Origin of the sequence: Paenibacillus sp. FSL L8-0638 (genome assembly GCF_038593075.1) — a bacterium.
GTDB lineage: Bacteria > Bacillota > Bacilli > Paenibacillales > Paenibacillaceae > Paenibacillus > Paenibacillus polymyxa_D.
In genome coordinates this window covers 3,973,056-3,991,394 of sequence record NZ_CP151960.1, presented here as the reverse complement: position 1 = coordinate 3,991,394, position 18,339 = coordinate 3,973,056, and the positions used below count along the sequence as shown (strand labels likewise).

12 protein-coding genes and 1 pseudogene are annotated in these 18,339 nt (G+C 46.3%); 11 read left to right on the top strand and 2 right to left on the bottom strand.

The window, feature by feature from the left end; all coding sequences use genetic code 11:
* Positions 1–34 precede the first annotated feature (34 nt).
* The 4 genes from MKY35_RS17745 to MKY35_RS17730 are packed head-to-tail and all read left to right on the top strand — an operon-like array spanning position 35 to position 3,827.
* Positions 35–1,144 (top strand): ABC transporter ATP-binding protein, encoded by a 1,110-nt coding sequence (locus MKY35_RS17745; protein ID WP_029515434.1) that lies wholly within the window; start codon positions 35–37, stop codon positions 1,142–1,144.
* Positions 1,134–1,946 carry an ABC transporter permease gene (locus MKY35_RS17740; protein WP_342444379.1) on the top strand — a complete coding sequence of 271 codons (813 nt, stop codon included), beginning with the start codon at positions 1,134–1,136 and terminating at the stop codon, positions 1,944–1,946. The genes MKY35_RS17745 and MKY35_RS17740 overlap by 11 nt, the downstream gene beginning before the upstream one ends.
* Positions 1,936–2,757: an ABC transporter permease gene (locus MKY35_RS17735; RefSeq protein ID WP_013311255.1), complete on the top strand. Its 822-nt coding sequence runs from the start codon at positions 1,936–1,938 to the stop codon at positions 2,755–2,757. Before MKY35_RS17740 ends, MKY35_RS17735 begins: the two co-directional genes overlap by 11 nt.
* Complete coding sequence (locus MKY35_RS17730; protein ID WP_069010414.1) at positions 2,754–3,827, top strand: ABC transporter substrate-binding protein; 1,074 nt, start codon at positions 2,754–2,756, stop codon at positions 3,825–3,827. Before MKY35_RS17735 ends, MKY35_RS17730 begins: the two co-directional genes overlap by 4 nt.
* A 519-nt stretch (positions 3,828–4,346) precedes the next feature.
* Here MKY35_RS17730 and MKY35_RS17725 read toward each other — a convergent pair.
* On the bottom strand, positions 4,347–5,510 hold the full coding sequence (locus MKY35_RS17725; protein WP_342444378.1) for an aminotransferase A: 1,164 nt from the start codon (positions 5,508–5,510) through the stop codon (positions 4,347–4,349).
* A 392-nt stretch (positions 5,511–5,902) separates the two neighbouring features.
* On the opposite strand from MKY35_RS17725, the gene MKY35_RS17720 reads away from it, so the two are divergent.
* The 4 genes from MKY35_RS17720 (at position 5,903) to MKY35_RS17705 (ending at position 9,320) form a co-directional block, all read left to right on the top strand.
* A complete protein-coding gene (locus MKY35_RS17720; protein ID WP_342444377.1) occupies positions 5,903–6,304 on the top strand; it encodes a VOC family protein in 402 nt (133 codons plus the stop codon).
* Positions 6,305–6,416: 112 nt separating this feature from the next.
* The gene (locus MKY35_RS17715; RefSeq protein WP_342444376.1) at positions 6,417–6,947 is read left to right on the top strand and encodes a GNAT family N-acetyltransferase; all 531 of its coding nucleotides are present in this window, start codon (positions 6,417–6,419) and stop codon (positions 6,945–6,947) included.
* A 200-nt stretch (positions 6,948–7,147) separates the two neighbouring features.
* Positions 7,148–8,557, top strand: a complete 1,410-nt coding sequence (aspA, locus tag MKY35_RS17710) for an aspartate ammonia-lyase (RefSeq protein ID WP_322252254.1) — start codon at positions 7,148–7,150, stop codon at positions 8,555–8,557.
* A gap of 175 nt (positions 8,558–8,732) precedes the next feature.
* Positions 8,733–9,320 (top strand): restriction endonuclease, encoded by a 588-nt coding sequence (locus tag MKY35_RS17705; protein WP_029515428.1) that lies wholly within the window; start codon positions 8,733–8,735, stop codon positions 9,318–9,320.
* Positions 9,321–9,415: 95 nt separating this feature from the next.
* On the opposite strand, the pseudogene MKY35_RS17700 reads toward MKY35_RS17705, so the two are convergent.
* A pseudogene (locus MKY35_RS17700) lies at positions 9,416–12,593 on the bottom strand (bifunctional cytochrome P450/NADPH--P450 reductase).
* Positions 12,594–12,877: 284 nt separating this feature from the next.
* Here MKY35_RS17700 and MKY35_RS17695 point away from each other — a divergent pair.
* From MKY35_RS17695 to MKY35_RS17685, 3 genes are all read left to right on the top strand, one after another.
* Positions 12,878–13,882: a BMP family ABC transporter substrate-binding protein gene (locus tag MKY35_RS17695; RefSeq protein WP_342444375.1), complete on the top strand. Its 1,005-nt coding sequence runs from the start codon at positions 12,878–12,880 to the stop codon at positions 13,880–13,882.
* 27 nt (positions 13,883–13,909) lie between these two features.
* Positions 13,910–15,574: a HAMP domain-containing methyl-accepting chemotaxis protein gene (locus MKY35_RS17690; RefSeq protein ID WP_342444374.1), complete on the top strand. Its 1,665-nt coding sequence runs from the start codon at positions 13,910–13,912 to the stop codon at positions 15,572–15,574.
* Between the two features lie 215 nt (positions 15,575–15,789).
* Entirely contained in the window at positions 15,790–18,237 is a 2,448-nt protein-coding gene (locus MKY35_RS17685; RefSeq protein WP_342444373.1) for an AraC family transcriptional regulator, read from the top strand.
* Positions 18,238–18,339: the final 102 nt, after the last annotated feature.

The following is an 18,339-nucleotide window of genomic DNA, read 5'->3' as shown; positions in this document are numbered from 1 at the left end:
ATGGAATGAAGTCGAATTTTTGAAGGAGGGTGTTATGGGAGAGCAAACCATCATCCGATTTGAACGGGTGACCAAGCAATATGACAACGATCCCCCAGTGCTGGCGGACGTCAGCTTTGAAATTGAGCGTGGTAAATTTTATACACTGCTGGGGCCTTCCGGCTGTGGTAAAACGACGATTCTGCGTATGATTGCAGGTTTTGCGGAGCCGACAGAAGGCTCTATTTATTTGAATGGAAAACTCATTAATCGTGTACCAGCCAATGAACGGCAGGTTAATACGGTTTTTCAAGATTATGCGCTATTTCCGCATCTGAATGTGTTTGAAAATGTAGCTTTTGGTCTGCGAATCAAAAAGATGAATAAAAAGGACATCCAGGAGAAGGTGACACAGGCGTTGTCCTTTGTCAATCTGGAAGGCTACGGCGAGCGGGAAATTTCTGAGATGTCCGGAGGACAGCGTCAGCGTGTTGCCATCGCACGGGCTATCGTCAATGAGCCTGATGTTCTCTTGTTGGATGAACCGTTGTCTGCACTGGATTTAAAGCTGCGAACAGAAATGCAGTACATTTTGCGCGAAATGCAGCAGCGCCTTGGAATTACCTTTATTTTCGTTACGCATGATCAGGAGGAAGCGCTGGCCATGTCGGACGAAATTTTTGTCATGAACAAAGGTAAGATTGAGCAGAGTGGTACGCCTAATGATATTTATGATGAGCCGATCAATCGGTTTGTTGCTGATTTCATCGGCGAATCCAATATTGTCCCAGGACGGATGATTGCGGATTACCAAGTGGAATTTAACGGTCGACAGTTTGAATGTGTCGACGGGGGACTGCGTCCGAACGAACCCATTGAAATTGTGATTCGGCCGGAGGACCTAGAGATTACGAGTGTTGTTGAAGGCAAGCTGCGTGTAAAAGTGGATACCCAATTGTTCCGTGGTGTTCACTATGAAATAAGCTGCTATGATGATTCGGGACAGGAGTGGCTCGTGCATTCTACCAAAAAGGCGGAGCTGGGCAGTGAAATCGGTCTGCGATTTGACCCGGAAGCGATCCATGTGATGCGGTTTGGGGAAACAGAGGAAGAATTTGATCGGCGTCTGGAAGCCTATGAAGAGGTGGATCAGCATGTCCGGTAATACAAGAGCAGCGTATCTGCTGCCTTACTATTTATGGATTGTGCTGTTCGTGGCGGCGCCGGTTGTACTTGTGTTTTACTATTCACTATTTGATGTGGGTGGTCATCTCACATTCAACAACTATGCTCAGTTTCTGACACCTGTTTATTTGAGCATGACGCTTAGCTCGTTTTGGTATGCATTTCTGATCACTGTATTTTCACTGTTAGTTGCTTACCCGGCAGCCTATTTACTCACACGCACCAAGCATAAGCAGCTGTGGCTGTTGCTCATTATTTTGCCGACCTGGATTAACCTGTTACTCAAAACGTATGCTTTTATTGGGATTTTCGGAACCTATGGTCCGGTGAATGCGGTGTTAGGTATGGTTGGGTTGGGAGGTCAGCAATTATTATTTACCAGCTCCAGCTTTGTGTTTGTGTCGGTTTATATTTTTGTGCCTTTTATGATTTTACCCATCTATAACGCGTTGGAAGGGTTAAACCCTTCATTGCTGGACGCAGCCCGTGATTTGGGAGCCTCCAAGTGGACCGCGTTTCGCAGGGTTATTTTTCCGTTAACGCTTGCGGGTGTGCGATCTGGTTGCATGGCTGTGTTTATTCCAGCGTTGTCGCTGTTTATGATTACCCGCCTGATTGCAGGTAACCGTGTAATTACACTGGGAACGGCGATAGAGCAGCATTTTCTGGTTACTCAGGATTGGGGTATGGGCTCTACGGTCGCCGTGTTCCTGATTTTGGCGATGGGGATCATTATGCTGCTCACCTCGGGAACGAAACGGAGGGTGCGGCATGGTAAATAAAAACCGATTTGGGAATATATATTTGGTTATTGTTTTTCTCGTGTTGTACGCACCTATTTTGTATTTGATGTACTATTCCTTCAACAGTGGCGGGACGATGCATGAGTTTGAAGGTTTTACACTCCAATATTACAAAGAGGTGTTTGCAGACACTCGCTTGATCATTATTGTCATTAACACCTTGGTGATTGCTTTGCTGTCGTCTGCGTTGGCTACGATTATTGGTATCATGGGTGCGCTGGCTATTCATCAGATGCAGAACCGTCGAGTCAAAAATACGCTGCTATCGCTCAATAATGTATTGATCGTGAACCCGGACGTCATTATTGGCGCTTCCTTCCTTATTTTGTTCACGATGGTCGGGATTAAGCTGGGTTTCTACTCCGTTTTATTGTCCCATATTGCATTTAGTGTGCCGATTGCGGTCATTATGATTTTGCCGCGGCTGCAGGAAATGAGTCCATCTCTGGTCGATGCCGCGCGTGATTTGGGTGCCAGCCGAATGGATGTGCTGACCAAGGTGATTCTACCCTTTATCAAGCCAGGGATTTATGCGGGCTTCTTTATGGCGTTAACGTACTCGCTGGATGATTTTGCGGTGACCTTTTTTGTGACAGGTAGTGGCTATTCGACCTTATCGGTGGAAATATACTCACGTGCCCGTCAAGGGGTTTCCTTGTCCATCAATGCGCTATCCACGCTCATATTCCTATTTACTGTGCTGCTGGTGGTGGGCTACTACTTTATTATGCGCAAGGCGAATCGCAATGGTAAAAAAGAGCCTGCGGCAGAAATGGGGGTGCCTAGATGAAGTCACTTGTGCGCGTGTTTCTGTCCATTTTCATCATCTCGTTTGGGCTGATGGGGGTAGCGGCATGGCTGAATTCCAGCCAAGGCTACTCTGGTGGCAACACACTGACGGTGTACAACTGGGGAGACTACATTGATCCTGAACTGCTGGAACGGTTTCAGAAGGAGACAGGAATTACTGTCATTTATCAGACATTTGATTCCAATGAGGCGATGCTGACAAAAATCGAGCAGGGAGGAACTTCGTTTGATGTAGCGGTTCCTTCAGAATATGCTTTGGCTAAAATGAAGCAGGAGCACTTGTTGCTCCCGTTGGACCATAGCAAGCTGCCGAATTTGAAGCATGTAGATGCTCATTATCTAAACCTTTCGTTTGATCCGAATAACCAATATTCGGTTCCGTATTTTTGGGGTACAGTCGGGATTGTGTTTAACCCGGAGCTGACGAAAGGCATTGATTTTCATAGCTGGGATGGCCTGTGGGACCCGAAGCTACGTAATAACCTGTTGCTGGTTGATGGAGCAAGGGAGATTATGGGCATGTCGCTGAACAGTCTCCACTATTCCTTGAATGACACGAATGAGGCACATTTGCAGCAGGCTTTGACGAAGTTGGAGAAATTAGCGCCCAATGTCAAAGCGGTTGTTGGTGACGAGATTAAAATGCTGCTGGCAAACGAGGAAGCTGCTGCCGGGGTTGTTTGGTCCGGTGATGCGTCTGAAATCATGGATGAGAACGATAAGCTCGATTACATCGTGCCGGATGAAGGCTCCAACCTGTGGTTTGATAATATAGTTATTCCAAAAACCGCTACCCATGTGGATGCGGCCCATAAGTTCATCAATTTCATGATGCAGCCCGATGTAGCCGCTCAAAATGCCGAATTTGTAGGATACTCCACGCCAAACAAGGATGCAAAGAAATTGCTGCCTAAAGATATCTCTGGTGACGAGCGTTTTTACCCTCCGTCCGATATTACAGATAAGCTGGAAGTGTACGACAATCTGGGCAAGCGCATGCTCGCTCATTACAACGAATTGTTCCTGCAATTCAAAATGCATTTAAAATAGGGGAGGGGCGTTGGGATTAGGGAGTGGTGCTTTAAAGGTCGCTGCGGTGGCGGATGGTGCTTACCATCGCTGTTAAATTCCGATTTTTATGATTACCGCATAAAGGTGAAAATCGGAATTTAAAGGCGACCGCTTCGCTTGTCCAGCACCATTCCGCCCCCTCCGCTGCACCGTGCTTAAAGCTAGTCACCCATGAATCCCTACGCCGATAGCGCGTGCGAGTAGTGGAAGAATAGGCCTCTAAGCCACCCGTAGGGGTGCCTCAGAGGCCTATTCTGTTTACTCACCGCGCGAGGCGGGTGAGTATTGTACTTCTGCTCCCCTTACTCTACACACATGTTAGTGGAATGAGGAACTTTAAGGCGGGCATTGAGCGAAGCGGGCCATTTGAATCTGGAGAAGTGGCAGCGTTCGCCTTTGCTGAGGGATTCTTACCTATAAATGTTTTATCCAATTCAAGAATCCCACCGCAACGGCGATCGGAAGATCAAATGGACCGCATAGCGCCTCCTCTCCCCCTTAACTCCTCACAATTCCCCTAACAAACTTCTCTATTTTATCCAACCCTTGCTCCAGCACATCCTGTCCGTAAGCATAGGACAAGCGAATGTATCCTTCGCCATAGGAAGAAAAGGCATCTCCAGGTACGACAGCCACTCCATGCTCTTCCAGCAGCTTCAAGGTAAAATCCATCGAGCTTAATCCAAAATGGGCGATGGAAGGGAAAAGATAAAAGGCTCCCTCAGGCTTCTCTAGTGGAATTCCCATATCAGTCAGTCTTCCGTGTACATAGTCGCGACGTTGGCGGTACTCCTCGCGCATCTGAAGTGCATCATCCACCCCGACGGTCAGGGCTTCGAGTGCTGCATATTGGCTAATTGAGCTAGCGCAGGTCACGTTGTACTGATGGACTTTGACCATGTGCTGTGTAATTTCAGCGGGTGCAAGTGTAAAACCAATACGCCATCCCGTCATGGAATGTGATTTGGACAGACCGTTAATGACGATGGTGCGCTCACGCATACCTGGTAGAGCTGCAATGGACACGTGGGGTGTATCGTAAATCAGTTCGCTGTATATTTCATCCGAAATGATAAACAGATCGCGCTCCTTCAGTAAATCGGCGACCGCTTCCAGTTCTTCACGGCTCATCACTCGTCCGGTTGGATTCGAAGGATATCCGAGAATGACTGCTTTTGTCCGTTCGGTCAGATAAGGCTCCAGCACCTCGGCTGTGAGCTTGAATCCGCTACTGCGGGTATCGGCAAACACAGGAATGCCGCCTGACAAACGGATCAATGGCTCGTACCCTGGGTAGATTGGCACGGGTAGAATGACTTCATCACCGGGTGACAAAATCGTGCGTAAGGTAATATCCAGCGCTTCACTGGCTCCGTTCGTTACGATAACCTCATCCTGTCCACGGTAATTTAGGCCGTATTTACGGGCTACAAACGCTGCTGCGGCTTCTCGTAATTCCGGCAGTCCCGGATTAGGTGTATAAGTGGTCCGGCCTTCATCAATCGCCCGATGGGCAGCTTCCATAATATGCGCAGGGGTAGGGAAATCCGGCTGTCCAATCGTTAAGGAGAGCGTTCCGGGTAATGCGGCAACTTTATTTGCGATTTTGCGGATGCCGCTGATTTGAATATTTTTGACCTGATCGTTAAGCAAATGCTCCATAGCGTGTGTGCCACCTTTTTCTGTATTAGAACAAGTTTACAATAATATGATCTGATTATGCTACGACAAGAAGAATTCATTTTTACATAATTTAAGTACTAAATTGGCTAATTTGTGGTATCTTAAATATAGGATATGTTTGTAAGCGTAATCATGGAGAAATTGGGGAAGGGAACAGCTTCTAAATCCAAGAGTGGATGATCAAGTGGATCAGGATGAAAAAACATCTGAAGCCATTTTGTTGTACAAGCCTATTCTTGGTGTAAAGCTAAGGGACAAGGTAAGAGTTGTTAGTTTAATTGCAAATGTCAGATTGATTGACTTTGTGAGACAGTTAAGTTATCTTTTGTGGAGAAGTCGTATGATAAAGTAGAATGAAGAGGTGAAGCATCGTGGGAGTAACAGCTAAACAAATTTTTGTGAATTTACCAGTTAAAAACCTACAGCACTCCATTGATTTTTTCACTACAATTGGATTTGAATTTAACGCTCAGTTCACTGATGAACATGCAACCTGCATGGTTGTTAGTGAGCATATTTTTGTCATGCTATTGGTTGAAGAACGTTTTAAAGAGTTCACTACAAAGGAAATTTCAGATGCCACGAAAAGCACAGAAGCGATTGTTGCTCTATCGGTGGAGAGCCGAGAAAAGGTGAACGAGATCGTTCGCAAGGCTTTGGAAGCAGGCGGCAAGCCCTCGAATGAACCTCAAGATCATGGTTTTATGTATGGATGGAGCTTTCAGGATTTGGATGGTCATTTGTGGGAGTTCTTTTATATGGCAGAGCAGTAATAGAAGTAAGGGTGATTAAGTAGTAAACAAAGTATTATGGAAAGTAAGCTATCCTAAAAAGATAGTTTACTTTCTTTATTGTATGTTATCGAACTCACCGGGAGGAATCACAATGTCTAACGAAGTGAGAATTTACCCTGTTCAAGTTCTGAACGAAGCCCTGACAGATTCACTGAGTCGACTGTTAATCGACGTGGTTGCAGACGGTGCATCTATAGGTTTCTTACCTCCATTAGGTTATCAGGAAGCAGCAGCTTATTGGAACAATGTACTTGAGGATGGCGTAGTTCTGTGGATTGCCGAGAAGGACGAAGTACCTGTAGGGACGGTCCAGCTCCATTTGGCTCAAAAAACTAACGCTATTCATCGTGCGGAAATTGCAAAGCTTATGGTACATCCGTCCGGGCGCAGGCTTGGGATCGCACGTCAGTTAATGAAGGCAGCGGAAGAAGAGGCACTAAGTCAGGATAGAACGTTACTGGTGCTAGATACGAGGGTGGGTGATCCCTCCAATGGACTATACGAGTCGATCGGGTTCGTGGAAGCTGGTGTTATTCCGGGTTATGCTCAATCAGCCGATGGTCAACTGCATGCCACTCGATATTATTATAAGCCATTAAATCCGTATTCCAGTCATAGCTGAGCATTTGCCGAATAACCGTGGTATATACGGGTAATCATAACTTGTCATAGGATTACATAACCTTTTTCCGCGTTTATTCGACTGGTAAAGCACGGGAATCGGAAAGTATAATGAAGAGGGGATCAGAACAGGTCTTTTTATGTCAATTTGGCTGTACTGAATTGAAGAACGTAGCAAACACAGCGGAGGAATCAGAGAATATGAGGTTGGAGCATGATTTTTTAGGTACCAAGGAAGTACCATTAGATGCCTATTACGGTGTACAAACGCTGAGGGCAAAAGAAAATTTTCCAATTACAGGCCAACGACTGCACCCTGAGTTGATTAAAGCCATGGCGATCGTGAAAAAGGGAGCAGCGACGGTAAATATGGAACTAACTCGTTTACACCGCTCCAAAGCAGAGGCCATTATTCAGGCTGCTGATGAGATTATACAAGGACAGTTGCATGATCATTTCATCGTCGATCCAATTCAGGGCGGCGCAGGCACGTCCATTAATATGAATACAAATGAAGTGATTGCGAACCGCGCGTTGGAGCTGATTGGCAAGCAACGCGGAGATTATCAGGAGATCAGTCCTAATAATCATGTTAATATGGCGCAATCGACGAACGATGCTTTTCCTACAGCCGTACACTTGGCTGTATTAAGCATGATTGATAAGCTGTTGGCTACCATGAGTGAGCTTCAGGAAGCATTTTCCCGCAAGGCCAATGAGTTTGATAGTGTGATTAAGATGGGTAGAACCCACTTGCAGGATGCAGTGCCAATCCGATTAGGACAGGAGTTTCAGGCTTATGCGCGTGTGCTGGGTCGTGATATCGGACGCGTGCGTGCGACCAAGCAGCACCTGCTAACGATTAATATGGGTGCAACTGCGGTGGGTACTGGCCTGAATGCAGACCGTCGTTATATTCAGCGTGTTGCAGAGGTACTGGCAGACGTCAGTGGCTTCCCTGTGGAAGCTGACGAAAATCTTGTAGATGCTACACAAAATACGGATGCTTATACTGAAGTGTCTGCCGCCTTGAAAATTTGTATGATGAATATGTCTAAGGTGGCAAATGACATCCGCTTAATGGCTTCCGGACCTCGTGCAGGTCTGGGAGAACTGAGTCTGCCTGCTCGTCAGCCAGGGTCATCCATTATGCCAGGCAAGGTAAATCCGGTGATGTGTGAGGTCATTAACCAAATTGCTTTTCAGGTCATTGGTAATGATCATACGATCTGCCTGGCTTCAGAGGCGGGCCAGCTGGAGCTGAACGTGATGGAGCCTGTGCTTGTCTACAATCTGCTGCAATCGCTGGAAATTATGAAGCAGGGCTTCCACGTTTTCCGTATACATTGTGTAGAAGGAATTGAAGCAAATGTGGAGCGGTGCCGTGAATATGTGGAGAACAGTGTAGGTATTATTACAGCACTCAATCCCCACCTTGGATATGAGGTAGTATCACGTATTGCCCGCGAAGCAATTACGACTGGGAAATCGGTGCGCGAGCTGTGCCTGCTGTATAATGTACTGACCGAGGAAGAGTTGGACATTATATTGGACCCGTACCAAATGACTCAGCCTGGTATTGCCGGAGAATCTTTGCTGAATCGCGAATAATGATGCGGAGTATGGAACTTAGACAGCTTTGAGGCAAGACGAAGATAGCCCCGTCGAATCTGGCGGGGCTATTGTTATGTGATAAAGAGAGATGTAATAGGGGAGCCAGCGTGCATAGGGGAGTTCCCTGTTAAGGATGATACGGCTACGCTTATGGTAGAAAAGGGAGAGTTGGATGTTGCTAGAGAAATTATTGGCATACAAGGAATTAGGAATAGGGCTCATTGTACTTTTAGTGTTGTTTGCGCTCATCATCAGAGGACTGATACGCGGTCGCAGAAATCGGATTTTACGTGATCTGGACCCACGCAAAATTGGAATTCAGGATATAGATCGTATGGAGGATGGCTCGGAATTTGAGCTTTATTTGCAACGGTTATTATCCGCGCTTGGCTATAAGGACATCTATAAAACAACCAGTAGCCGGGATTTTGGAGCGGATCTGGTTTTTACAGACCGTGAAGGCGTCAGAGTTGTCATACAGGCCAAACGTTATGGCGTACAACATCCGGTGGGCTTGGGAGCAGTACAGGAAATTTACACCTCTATGCGTTATTATGCGGCCGACAAGTCTATCGTCATCACCTCCGGACGTTATACGGAATCCTGTAAAACACTTGCTGCTGTCAACGGGGTTAAATTATTAGATCGCAACGACTTGATCGACATCATAGATTTATTCAAGGCTAGGCACCGTGAGGAGGTTATGGACCTATTAGAAAGTAAAGTAGATGTGATTGCTTCCAAATGGAGCGAAAGATAATCATAAAAGGGACTGAACTACTGGCGACGAGTTTGAAGGCCAGTAAGCAGCCCCTTTTATTTTTTAACATGTTGCTTGTTCTTATATTGTTATCATTAGATGCCTGTCCAGACATCCTTGGCATAGCGTTTTTCTTGTTGGAGACGATCCAACCATTGCTGTGCTTCTTCTTTACTGGTATGGTGTGCTTCCGCGTAAGCAGCACAAAGGGTGTTTTCTACATCGGGAGCCATCCGGCTACCATCACCGCATACATACAGATGCGCTCCTTCATCAAGCAAGTGAATCAGAGTGTCTGCATCTTCTTTCATGACATGCTGCACGTATATTTTGGGTTGATCGGGCAGACGTGAAAAGGCTGTATGAAGCGTAACGATTCCTTCCTGCTCCCAGGCTTGCAGCTCTTGCTTGTACAGATAGTCAAGCTTAGGATTACGGCAGCCATAGTATAGGTGAGCCTCGCCGAGCTGTTCCCCTCTTTCCTTAAGTACATGGCGGGTTTGGAGGAATCCGTAGAATGGTGCCACTCCAGTGCCCGGACCGACCATGATGACAGGCACCGTCGGATCTTCCGGCAAACGGAAGTCCGACTGAGGCTTACGCACAAAAATGACAATTGGATCATCTGGTTGGAGCTGCGCCAAATAGTTGGAGGCAATTCCCAGGTATTCGCCCTGTCCGCTACGGGCTGGCCCACGCACGACGCCCACGGTTATACTCGCTGAATTCTCCGATTCAAGCGGAGAGCTTGAGATGGAGTAGTACCTAGGCTTGAGTGGTGGTAACAGCGAGATAAAGTTTTCAAATGGCAGCTCGCAGGCTGGATACTTCTCCAGAATATCCAGCATCGTGACGTGCTTCTGTCGTATCTCTTGATCAAAGGTAGCATCCTCTAGCAAAGCTTCGATTTCTTTCTTGTGCGGTGGACACACTGTAAAGGATGCTAGTTGCCGTAGCTGGGCTCTCGTTGCCGGTTCTTGCAGTTCCACACTGAGAGTGAGCAAATCTCCTACGCTGACAGGCCGATCTAAGGGGAGATGCGCCGCATCCCGGTCACTGCCTCTCAATACGATGTAGTCTTGATCCTGTAACTTAAAGCGTTGCATTACTCTATTCGCCAACGAAGCAGGATTACGCGGCAAAACACCCAGATGATCACCCTCACGATAGGACAATCCGGTTGGTAATTGGATCTCCAGATGCCGTGTACTGCGTTCACTTTCAGCAGCGTGCAATTCATGATTCGCGGTAACAACGGCAGTAGTTGCCTCATAGTTGGCCGCCAGAGGAGCGCTAAGTACGTCGCTTACAAACTCTATGCTCAGACTGCTGGTGTCCTGTGGTTCTGTATCACTGTGCTCTATCCCGAAAGCATTCAGCAATTCCGGCCATAGGCCGCGATTCCAGACTTCCCAATCCTTCTCGAAGTCACCACTGGCGTCGCCCTCGCCCCGATCATACAGTCGCTTTGCCCCTTTGGCAGCCATTAGCTCATCAATCATCCTTGGAATGCGCTGATACGTGCTGGCCCAATTCCGGTCACCGCAACCAAAGACAGCGTACCTTATGCCTGCCAGTTGGCCCTCGTCTACCTGCTTCAACCATTCTACAAAGGCATCAGCATTATCCGGCGGATGTCCGTTATAAGATGCAGTCGTAATAAGTACCACGCCTTCTTTAGGCAAATGGTCCACATGTTCATTCAGAGTTGCTATGCTACTGTTAAAACCCCAATTCCGACCTAAATCGGCTAGTTCACCCGCAAGTCCCTCAGCTGTACCCAGATTCGAGCCGTACAAAGACAGCAAAGAAGTATCATGTTTTTCGGCATGAGGAGCTGCAACTTTTTGTTCCTCATGTTCATGAAGTTCTTGAGCGGCACCTGGCAGCATGACGGCAGTCTGTGTGCTACGCGGTCGTACTTGAATGGTTGAAGCCCTCAGGCTTGAGTGTGAGCGTCTCTTTGACTTTCAACTCATAATGAGTATGATCAATCAGCTCAAAATGTTTCAGTACCATACCCAGCACAAGGGTGGCCTCCTGTAAGGCAAACTGTTGTCCAATACAGGCCCGTTGACCGTTGCCAAACGGTTTATAGGCATCTTGTGGAATGGCGGATGGGTCCTCAAAGCGTTCCGGTCTAAATTCCTCAACATCTTCACCCCAAGCCTCGGTATCACGGTGCAGTTTCGGGATGAGTACATTTACACTGTCGCCCTTTTTAAGCGGATAGGTTCCGTCGAGCAGTGTATCTTCTTTGGCGAAGAGCGAGAAGGCGGGTGCTGTCGGCCATAGCCGCAGAGCTTCATTCAGTATCATCCTTATGTACTTGAGCTCACGCACCTGAGTATAGGAAGGCAGCGAATCGGTGAGCACGCGATCCACTTCTTCATAGGCTTTGGTTAGCGTTCGTGGATTTTTAAGCAAATAGTAAATGGCAAAGGATAAAAGCCCACTGGTCGTTTCATGACCGGCGATGAGGAAGGTGATGATCTGATAACGGATATTTTCATCATCCAGCGTTTCACCTGTCTCCGGGTCCTTGCCTTCCAGCATACGTGCCAGTAAATCCTCTTCACCTTGGTTGCCCAGGGTTTTGCGTTCTTGAATAATGCTGTCCACCAGAGAGAACATCGTTTCGATGTCGTGTTTAAACTGTTTTTTCTTCGATAACATCAGCTTGTTTTGCAAATTGAGGCGTTGCAACTGACCCATTGCTTCATCCAGTGCGCGTGTCATACTGGTCACGAACGGATGGGGCTGGTCGCGGTAAAAGCTGTTAAAACGATAATTAAAGCCGCATAATCCGATGGTATCCAAAGTCAGCCGGGTCATATCTTCCGGTACCTCTACACTTTCATCTGGATTGAGCCGAGACCATTTCTGCACCAGCTGAACCGCAAGATCAAGCATCATATTGTGGTAACCCTTCATAGCCCGCTGGCTAAAGCTTGGTAGCAATATTTGGTGGGCCTTGCGCCAGTTCGGTTCCTCAGTCCAGCTTGTGAATAGTCCGTCTCCAGCAAAAGCTCGTACTTTTTGTAAGGGAGCCCACACCTGCTTATCGAAACGGGATTCATCACAAGCATCTGCCACCAGCTTATGATCGGAAATATAAATGTTCGTTCCTTCAGGCAGATCCATGCGAAAGATGGGACCGTACTCATTAGCAAGCTTAACCAGAGACTGGACAGGGGCATGTGTATCGATCAAGGGCAGATTTCCTAAGGGACCATATGTTTTGGGTTGTGGAATTAAATGGGTCGAAGTCATTTTAAATGTTGCTCCTTTCAGATTGAAATAGGGTGATGGTTTCAGAGTACCTATGTTTTCCAAATTACACTTTATTCTTCCGGTATAAACGAAAATAAATGAATTTGGACAGTTCGTATAATAAAAACAAAGCAAAATATACATTTTTTACATAATAAACAAAGACATCACACTTATCACACTTCTATTAACAATGAATTTACAGAAACTCTTATGAAAAAATATGCTTTTATAACCGATATAAAGATGTTGGGGATTTGCATTTTATGTTGAGGTGATATGTCATGAAGAAACGAGCTCTATTATTAACTTTTAGGTGGATTCCCATTGTCACGATCTTTGCATTATTGGTAAGTGCATGTGGGCAATCAGACGTACAAACCAAGGCCGAACCCATTAAGGTGGGAATCGTACTGTCAGATATTGGTCTGGGTGACCAATCTTACAGCGACGCGGCTTTTCGAGGTTTGGTCAAGGCACGGGATGAGGGGAAGATTGTTTTTGAATACCGGGAAATAACGGAGACCAAGACGTATGATGCGGCTTTTGAGCAGCTTGCTCAAGAAAAAGCGGATTTAATCATTGGGTTGGGTTATATGGTGAAGGACAGTATGGAATCCATTGCCAAAAAATACCCAGACCGTAAATTTTTAATCGTGGATGAGAAATCAGATTTACCGAATGTGGCCTCTATTAGCTTCAAAGCAGAAGAGGGCAGTTTTATGGCTGGGGTCGTTGCCGGTTTGACGAGTCGCACCGAACAGGTGGGTTTTCTTGGAGGTGCGGAATCTCCTCTGTTGAAAAAATTTGAAATTGGGTACCGCGCAGGGGTGCAATCAGTCAAGCCTAATGCCAAAGTTACTGCAACGTATGCAGGAGATTTTGGAAAGCCGGAACTGGGTACGAAAATTGCAGATGACATGATTAATCAGGATCAGATTGATGTTATCTTTGCAGCCGCAGGTCTCACGGGCGTAGGTGCGCTACAGGAAGCGCAAAAACAGCAAAAATTAGCCATCGGGGTCGATAGCGACCAGTTTTTTATTGCGGAAAAGGCGGTAGTGACCTCGATGTTTAAAAATGTAGACATTGCAATTTATACAGCAGTCACAGGCTTTGCAGATCATCAAAGAAAATTTACGGAGAAGGATATGGTGTTTGGTCTTGCAGAAGATGGCGTAGGTTTAGCGCCTATTCGTGTCGTGACACTGAGTCCAGATCAGCAAAAGTTGTTGGATGATTTAAAGGAAAAAATCAAATCCGGCACACTTACTGTTCCCACCCAATAAATTTTCGCAAACGGAGGATGAAAGCTGATGAAACTGCAAGGTAAACTGGTGCTGAATGCGATGATTTCCTTGATCGCTTGTCTGGCTTTAGTGGCATATATCATTTTTGAATTAATTCGTATTAACTCGCAAAGTAGTAATTTGGTTCCGGCTATGTTGAATGTACAGCAGCTCAATGCCTATTTGATTCAGTCGGGACAGGCGTTGCAAAATTATTCTGCTTCCATGACAGAGAGCAACAAAGCTGATGTGCAAAATCAACTGACTCAGTCTGAAAAGACGATTGCTTTGCTTTCACAGGGCATGATGCAGACCGAAGAACAGCAAAAACGACTGGATACGATTAAAACAAAATTCAGCCAATTGAAAGTAGCAACGGAGAAAGCAATGAGTACCCAAAACAGTCCGGAGTCCAAGCGGGAGGCCATGCGCGCTCAGGGGATTCAGAACGATGTATTTATGCTGGATCTGCTGACCAAGGCACGTTATGACCAATACACAGAAGATTTGACCAAGAGCATTCGTTTTACTTGGCAATTGGCCTTAGCAGGTGCAGTTCTACTTCTGGTGGCAGTTGGGCTATATAATACATACACCTCCAGGCAGCTTGCCCTTAGAACACGCAAGTTAACGGATGCCGCAAAGCAAATTGCCGAGGGGAATCTGACCGTTCAGCTCGCACAAACGAAGGGACGCGATGAGCTGGACGAGCTCAATGAATCTTTCCGGGTAATGATCGGGAACTTGCGCAGCATTGTACTCTCCATTGATCAGGCGGGTAATCGTGTCGATCTGATGGCTCAGGATATTGATCACCATAATGAGGCCATGAAGGAAATTGTGACACAAGTTAGCACGTCAACAGAGGAACTGGCGATAGGCAGTCAGAAAATTGCTGAGGATCTGTCGTCGACAGTTGGTGTTGTGGACGAGATGCAACAAAAGTTTGAATCGAATCTGCTGGAGACCACTCAATCGACCGCGTATAGTGAGGATGCTTTGCGTGTCATTGAGCAGGGTACGCGGGTCATGAGCGATCAACTGCGTATTGTTGCAGAAAATCGTTCAGCCATGTCCGAAGTGGAGCAGACAGTCAAGGAGCTGGAAGCTAATGCAGCCGAGATTACAACCATGACTGGATACGTATCCGAAATTGCCAGCCAAACATCGCTGTTGTCCTTGAATGCTTCTATTGAGGCTGCACGTGCGGGTGAAGCAGGAAAAGGTTTTGCTGTGGTTGCCAATGAAGTGAAAAAGCTGGCGAATCAATCAGAGTCTGCTGTAAAGAAAATTTATACCGCAGTTGACGGTATTACGCAGGCTATGGATAAAGTGAAGACTTCTGTGGCGCAAAGTCAGGAGCTGTTCCGTGAGCAGGAGAAGGCAACCTCCTCGACCGGAGAATCGTTTACAGAGATTAGTGGCAAGGTGCAGCAAATTGCCGGCCAAGTCAGCAAGCTATCAACGGACATGAATGTATCGCGAGAATTGAGCGTACAGGTGCAGCAAGCAATCGAAAATATCAGCGCAATCACTCAGCAATCCGCCGCAGGCAGCGAAGAGATTACGGCTTCCACGGTAGAGCAGAAGCGTTCATTTGAGGAATCGGCTGAGAAGGTAAAAGAGCTTCGTCAGATTCGCGAGGAAATGCAGCGGGAACTGGATCGTTTTCAGGTGGAAAAGACAAACTAAAACCTGTGAAGCGAGTATCTGTTTTTGCTAAATAATGAATATAAGCAGCCAAAGAAGAAGTTCTACCTAACACAGGGAGACTTCTTCTTTTTTTATTTTAATGATGTACTTATATGAAGTTTTATTAAGTTTGATTTACATAGGCAGGGAATTCCAACTCTTACGTCAAATAGATTTAGGGAGAATATGTCACCACGTATATGGGCAAGAGGAAGATGGACAACGAAGTCCGGAAGGATGAAGTTACGGGAATGTTGCGACTTAAGCTTCGATTGATACTGAAAAATAAACAGACAAGACTGATTCTACTGCTCACTTTGTGTGTGTCGCTCGTGATTAGCGTGATCGGCTTGCTATCGTATTCAGGATACCGTGAAGGTTTGGATACCGAGCTGAACACACCCAATATAGAATTATTGCAAATCAATCTGGATGTAACCAATCGGGCTTTTCGTGAGTCTGATAACAAGGCGCTGGATGCAGCATATCATCCGGATGTAGAGGCTTTTGTACGTGTCCAAACGGATAGGAAATCGCTGGAAGATAACGCCTCCGTCATAGATCGGCTTCAGAAATACTTGAAAACCCTTTCTTCACACGAAGAAATTTATTCGGTTGAAGTGATTTCTTTGGACAATCATGCTCTCGTATCCAGCAATTATGGTTACATGCCTGATTGGAAGCAGGCACCGGATACCACATGGGTTCCCTGGATTCAGGACATTCAAAAAAAGCCGTTGTTGATTAAGCGGAGATGGTACGGCACCGATCGTGAGCAGGGGACGTTAGAGCTGCTTTCGCTGGCCAGGCCCATAGTAGAGAATGGTCAGGTCATGGGTGCGGTGCTAATCAATCTGGATTACGACCGTTTTTTCTCCAAACTATATATTCATTTATCCAACTCGCAATACGTGTATGATCTGGAGGGCGAGTTGATCTATCCCAAGCTGAGATCGTCCTTACCCTTAAATGATATGGGCAGGGTTTTGAAAGAGCTGGATGTGAGCCCCTATGCTTATGTGGAGATAGGGAATATGGAATATATGGCGAACCAAACCTTTTCTGATGTAACGGGCTGGCGTCTAGTCTCGCTCGTTCCGATGGACAAGCTGCTGAAAAATGTAAAGCTGGCGCGCAATATGATGCTGTGGCTGGCCTTTATCTCCATACTGGCTGGGTGCTCAGCAGTTTACTATTACAATTATGCAGCTTTTCGCCCCATGAAAAAAATTAATAGCCTGTTGAATTCGGGCAATAAGGGAACGCGCCAAGGAGGATTGTATGACCTGGAACCTGTGATTAGCAAACTGGTTGGAGAGTTTCATCGCAAATCATTGGTGGTAGAGCGAAGCCTGCCGGAGCTGCGTTCCAAATATATGGAAGATGTCATCCAGCGTAGAATGGGCATACAGGAAATGCGTATGAAATGGGAACAGTATTTTTCCGATTGGGACGGTAATTCTTTGTTTGTCATGATCGTGTCCATCGACCGATATTCTGCGTGGGCTGCAAGCTTTCCAGAAGAGGATAAAATGCTGCTCAAGTATGCGCTGAACAATATTTTGCTAGAGATGCTCGAACCTTACTGGAAAGCAGTATGCTCGCCGGAAGAGGAAAGTGGTTTTATTGGGCTGTTACAGTACAGCGAGAGTTCGAATGAAGTTGAAGTTGGTTCGGAGACTGCCCTCCAAGAGAGTATTTTGCTTCACAAAAGCGTTGATAGACTGATTCAGGTTGTCGGTGAGTATCTTCCTTTGACCATTTCTATAGGGATTGGTCATATGGTCACGGATATTCAAGAGGCACGGGCATCTTTTATAAAAGGAAAAGAGGCCCTTAATTTGCGTTTGTACGAGGGGTATGGACGTTCATACACGAATATGGACAGCAGCCTAAGTGTGAAAAAGGATAATACAGTGGATGAACAGTCAAAGGAGCAAATTCAGGATTCAACATTGTTGGACAATCGGCGTGTGGAAATAATTCATGCCCTGGAGTCGCAGGAACCTGGTGCAAGTGTAAAGCTAATCAGCCACTGGGTAGAAGAACTTCGACTCCACAGAACATCCCCAGCCCAGGTCTACTTGTTTGTTCATGAATTGCTGGAAGATTTGCTAAAATGGTGTGCCACTCAGAGTGTGACGCCGCCGGATCAGCTTGCTGATTACCACTGGAATCAGATTCTGACGCTAGACCTTCAAGACATTGAGGTATTGCTGGTCACTATGTTGACTGATATTGAAGAAAAATGGCACGGACGCATTCAGTCCAAAGATTTTGTGCGTGTACAAGAGATGATCGAGTATATGGAACATCATTTGCATTTGAACATCGGACTTCAGGAAATTGCGGATCATGTTCACATGAGCGTGTCCTCGGTGAGCAGTATGTTCAAGGAAGAAACAGGGACTACCGTTTACGATTATTTGACTGGATTACGCGTAAAAAAGGCAAGCACTCTACTATGTGAAACCCATTTGAAAATCAGTGAAATTGCAGAGCAGGTCGGATACCGAAATGAGAACAGTTTTATTCGGGTATTCCGCAAGCATAAGCAAGTGACCCCAGGGAAATTCAGACAAATCAGCAAATCTTCCAATGAATATGCAGATCGGTCAAAAGGCCGATACTTTGGCGAAATAGAAGATAAATACGAAGATTAAGCGATAGCTGTAGCCCTCCACGTTGCGGTACATTGACTTCATGTAAACGCAAACAACAAGACCGAAAACGTTGGAGGTGAAAACGGGCGCATGACGGGCCCA